Source organism: Chamaesiphon sp., assembly GCF_041738855.1.
Lineage (GTDB): Bacteria > Cyanobacteriota > Cyanobacteriia > Cyanobacteriales > Chamaesiphonaceae > Chamaesiphon.
On sequence record NZ_JBGSPA010000082.1, the window covers coordinates 1 to 3,872 of the forward strand.

Sequence of the window (3,872 nt, forward strand, 5' to 3'; positions counted from 1 at the left end):
CTCAGAGAGAGCATACTGCAATGGCTCTAGTTGATCTGGATCGTCTTCTACCAACAGTATTCGCATTGGCTAAATTCCTTTTTACAACTGTATTGTAGAAAGGTAATTCAGCAGCGGCATCTGTCAGAAGTTAGATTTAACGCAGTCCGCTCCTAGAATATAATCCGACTATTCGGCACGATCTCAAACTACAATGTCTACCCCGCGCTTGCTCCAACTGCTCCATCGCGTTGGTGGAGAATTTTGGTTGCCCTTGCCCTTAATTGCTGGATTGGTTTGGTTTACAGGCAACTGTATGGCAGCACGAGTTCTCAATGGTGCTTATGATTCTGTCAACAAACTTCAGGCAGGTACCCAGTTAACTACCAAACGATCGGTTACGATCCTGACGATGAATGCCGAAATCGATCGGCAGCGCGGTCTAACTACGCTAGTTATCAAGACTACCGCGCCAACTGTACAGCGGCTCGAATACGAGTTTCCCTTCACTCAAGCCAGTCAGATCGAAGCAGCAATCGCTAAGGAATTGGCAATGCCGATTGCCGATGTCCGCAAATCGATCGGCTACCGAATAAAGGATTGAGTAAATCTCTTGCAAAAATTAGGGAATAAGGCATGGTATCTCGTTAAATTTAACTGCTGACGAATCGATTTTTCGATCTAAGATATTGCAGTTAAATTCACAGCACCATCAATCTGAAAATAGATCGATAGATGATAACCATCCATCAAAGATGTCCCAATTAATGGTTTAACTCCCGCTGCTAAAACTGGGACTATAAGTTCTAGATCGTCCCAAACAATAGTGGCAGAGTGAATCGATAACATCGTTTCTGTACCATCTGCTAATCTGACCGAAGTATTAGAATATTGGGGTAGATTCATCGCACTAATTGCTTGGGGCGGAAGGGTTAGATAATCGTTAAATCCTGTATCGACTACAAATTCTATTTGGAAATCAGGTTGATTAGATAATCGAAAAGTAATTGGTACTGAAGCCCTACCGTCTTTAACTCTACCCTGCATCATTGCTTATTCTCTCGATATTGCCACCAAAAGATACTGCAACATCATAACCAATCCGAATGGTAAACAACCGAGCATTGGGATTTTTGGCTTTGAGGGCGATGGCTGAGTGGATACCCGATCGATCGACTGCATACTCCCCAGTCTGGGCATCAATTACGACCATTTTACCAATATTATCTTCATGCTCGACTATCGATCGAATCTTGTCTGCATATAACTTCTTTGCTCTGGTAGCAACTTCTTCAACAGTCCAGAAAATAGCTTGTTGCATATTCTCACCGATTTATTTGAATACTAATTTTACTTTAACCGATGGAGCAGCTTGACGATCGGTATCGACTCGCTATCAGCAACGCTGGATGGGATAAGATAGAAACGATGGCGATGGAGTTCGCCGAAACCGCCCAGCGTTTTGAGGACGATTGCAACGTATGTGGCTGATGGCTCCTACTGTTCCGACTTGTAGCGGAAGGCTAGGGCTGTGTCTATATGGGCCAAAGCAAATCCGTCGCTATAAGTCACGTTGATAATCTGATTCAACTGCAACGTGGCGTTATGTTAGAAAGCATTATCTGGATTTTATTAATAGGCTTTTTCGGAGGGCAAATTGCTCGACGAATCCGAGTACCTGCGCTGGTAGGGATGGTGTTGGTCGGCGTTGTGCTTGGCCCCAACCTGGTCAATGCGATTGCGCCAGAGGTTTTGAGAGCGGCAGATTCGCTCCGCGCGATCGCCGTCATGGTGATTTTAATGAAGGCTGGATTGGGTCTCGATCGGGAAAAGCTGGCTCAACAAGGTACTGTAGCATTGCGATTAGGATTTTTACCTGCGGCTTGTGAAGCGATCGCCATTGCATTTGCCTCAATGTGGCTGCTCCAGTTTGACTTTGCCACTGGGCTACTCCTGGGCTGCGTCATTAGTGCTGAATCTCCTGCCGTCATTGTTCCTGGCATGTTGCGGCTAAAAAGTTTGGGCTGGGGGGTTGAAAAAGGGATTCCAGATGCCATATTAACCGGGAGTGCGCTGTCTGATGTTCTGCTACTGCTGGTCTTTAGTTTGCTGCTGGCGTTTTTGTCTCAAAGTGCGGCAGCAGGAATAACCTTGCCAGGAGGGTTATCCTTGAGTCCATTGCAATTGCTGCCGTTTCAAATCATGCTGCAAATCGGGTTAGGAGTTTTGCTGGGATGGTTTATAGCTCGTCTCTTAGTCTCATTATTAGCAAAGCAAAACTGGACGCAAACTGCGGTGCAGGATACACTGGTTGCCGCAGGCTTCGCCCTATCGATCGTAGTCCTAGCGGAAAAATTTCCAGTATTCTCTGGCTATCTGGCAGTCATGACGACTGGCTTTTTCCTGATTGAAATGGATGCCCCGTTAGCACGACGGCTGCGTGGTGGCTTTGATAGTTTGTGGGCGATCGCTGAAATCGTTCTCTTTGTTTTGCTGGGTGCGAGTATTCAGCTTAATGTGCTGGGTAATACATTGCTCGTTGGCTTAGTCGTATTAGCAATTGGCACTCTGATTGGGCGTTCCCTTGGCTGGTATCTTTCAACATTAGGGAGTAACTGGACATGGAAAGAGCGGCTATTTCTGCTGCCTGGAAATTCCGCTAAGGCAACGGTACAGGCCGCAATCGGCGCAATTCCCTTAGCCCAAGGCATAAAAGGTGGCGAAACGATTCTTGCCTTAGCAGTTCTCTCGATTCTGGTGAGCGCACCCCTTGGAGCTTGGGCAATTCCCACTTTTGCACCAAAGCTGTTGGAGCGGGGGGATGTCGATCCGACGAAGGTTTCGGTGTCTCGGCGGATTGTATTGCTGGCAGCCGTCGATACCTCTCCCCTAGCGACCCAAGTGTTGACCAAAGTTGCCGAGCTAGCTCGTCGCAGCGATGCCCAAGTGGTCGTGCTCCACGTTTTGCGGATGGACGATCCTCAAGGAATCGAACGTCTCCGTCATCAGGCAAGCAGCATCTTGGCAGATATTCGATATCAATTTGTCACCGCTAATGGCTCGGTGCCTGAAGAAATTGTTCGCACGGCTCAAGATTATGGTGTGGCAGAGATCGTCATTGGCAAACGCGGTCATCGTCCCCTGGATGAGGTCTTGGTTGGGTCGGTGTCTCAAGCCGTGCTAGAGAGTAGTACCATGCCAGTTGTGGTCGTGGATAACCCTAGCTAGTGTCAACCTATACCCATTAAGGTTCTGACCAGATATTCTGCACCTGATAATTGCTAATGAGTATCGATGAGCAGGTTCATAGATTATTGGTAATCGGCAAATTCTTCCAGGCGGGCATCAAAGTCCGACGCGATCGTGACTTTACCTTTGAGAATGCCGAAACCACTGCGTTTTGGGGTCGCGGGATGATTTCCAATCTGGGAGGCTGCGCCAGCACGGCGGGAAGTCAGATACTCAACATAGTGCAATGCCTCGACTTGGAGCGGTTCGGGGAGCTGCAAGAGAAGTGAATTAATACTCGCGATCGCGTTGGTTTGTGACATGCTGCCTGCCTCCTTGTCTATGTGGTTCGATTTTAGCCTAGATTCGGGTAGGGGTAGCCACTGACGGTATACTGGCGGAAACTGTCGGATTGCTGGATGGAGTAGGGCGATCGGGCTACAGTGGTAGGAATAGGCAAAAAAATGCTCGTTCTGTCCTAGTTGGTGGTATCAATCGCCTGCACGAGTAAAATGCTATAGATTGGTGTAATCCCTACGCCACCCGCAATCAGCACGAATCCGGCACTGTCCCAATACCGATCGATCGTAAATACCCCATACGGGCCATCTAGATAAGCCTTGGTGCCTGGTTGGACATCTTTGATGGTACTGGTGAAGTCGCCG

General features: G+C 48.0%; 5 protein-coding genes, 1 pseudogene and 1 riboswitch. Of the genes and pseudogenes, 2 read left to right on the forward strand and 4 right to left on the reverse strand.

Features of this window, described 5'->3' with window-relative positions:
* The first annotated feature begins 193 nt into the window (after positions 1-193).
* Positions 194-583 carry a hypothetical protein gene (locus ACEW9I_RS08260; RefSeq protein WP_373539876.1) on the forward strand — a complete coding sequence of 130 codons (390 nt, stop codon included), beginning with the start codon at positions 194-196 and terminating at the stop codon, positions 581-583.
* A 77-nt stretch (positions 584-660) separates the two neighbouring features.
* Here the strand turns inward: ACEW9I_RS08260 and ACEW9I_RS08265 are convergent, their stop codons facing one another.
* Both ACEW9I_RS08265 and ACEW9I_RS08270 read right to left on the reverse strand, forming a co-directional pair.
* On the reverse strand, positions 661-1,029 hold the full coding sequence (locus tag ACEW9I_RS08265; protein WP_373539877.1) for a clan AA aspartic protease: 369 nt from the start codon (positions 1,027-1,029) through the stop codon (positions 661-663).
* On the reverse strand, positions 1,016-1,300 hold the full coding sequence (locus ACEW9I_RS08270) for a hypothetical protein (protein ID WP_373539878.1): 285 nt from the start codon (positions 1,298-1,300) through the stop codon (positions 1,016-1,018). The genes ACEW9I_RS08265 and ACEW9I_RS08270 overlap by 14 nt, the downstream gene beginning before the upstream one ends.
* Positions 1,301-1,400: 100 nt before the next feature.
* Positions 1,401-1,486: riboswitch (Fluoride riboswitch) on the forward strand.
* 98 nt (positions 1,487-1,584) lie between these two features.
* Between ACEW9I_RS08270 and ACEW9I_RS08275 the strand changes: the two genes are divergently transcribed.
* Positions 1,585-3,207 carry a cation:proton antiporter gene (locus ACEW9I_RS08275; protein WP_373539880.1) on the forward strand — a complete coding sequence of 541 codons (1,623 nt, stop codon included), beginning with the start codon at positions 1,585-1,587 and terminating at the stop codon, positions 3,205-3,207.
* Positions 3,208-3,290: 83 nt separating this feature from the next.
* Here ACEW9I_RS08275 and ACEW9I_RS08280 read toward each other — a convergent pair whose 3' ends face one another.
* Positions 3,291-3,530, reverse strand: coding sequence for a DUF2281 domain-containing protein (locus ACEW9I_RS08280; RefSeq protein WP_373539879.1), 240 nt, complete (start codon positions 3,528-3,530; stop codon positions 3,291-3,293).
* Between the two features lie 155 nt (positions 3,531-3,685).
* Positions 3,686-3,872, reverse strand: a pseudogene (locus ACEW9I_RS08285) (oxidoreductase); the annotation flags it as partial.